The 450-nt window shown below is 63.1% G+C and carries 1 protein-coding gene; it reads left to right on the top strand.

The window, feature by feature from the left end; all coding sequences use genetic code 11:
- The coding region (locus tag KUG39_RS17160; protein WP_216916649.1) for a hypothetical protein at positions 1-450 on the top strand (450 nt) is incomplete at both ends.

The following is a 450-nucleotide window of genomic DNA, read 5'->3' as shown; positions in this document are numbered from 1 at the left end:
CTCGCCGCCGAAACCGTCGGCACCAACCAGAACCAGATTCTCTGGAAGGAAGTGTCCACGGGCCGCTTCCACTTCTGGTCGCTCGACGGCAACTGGAACTACGCCTCCGCCGGACCCATCGTCTCTCCCACAAGTTCCACCGGCCTGCAGCTTCAGCAACAGTTCATGGTCAATGCCACCGGCACGCCCCTGACCAGCCAACCCCCAACCACCACCACAACAACAACCACCACCACAACCACGACCACCAGCAGCGCGCTTCAGGTGATCGATCCCAACGGCGCGGTCCGGCTACTGCGGGACACCAGCACCGACCTGGTCTCCGTTCAGATGAACGGCATCACGTCCGCCGTCCGCAGGAGCGGCTCCCAGATCAGGGCCGGTCAGTTCAGCGGTTGGCAGATCCTCGCCGCCGAAACCGTCGGTACCAACCAGAACCAGATTCTCTGG

Origin of the sequence: Synechococcus sp. CCAP 1479/10 (assembly GCF_019038515.1) — a bacterium.
Classification (GTDB): domain Bacteria; phylum Cyanobacteriota; class Cyanobacteriia; order PCC-6307; family Cyanobiaceae; genus Cyanobium.
This window is presented reverse-complemented; position numbering and strand designations above follow the sequence as displayed.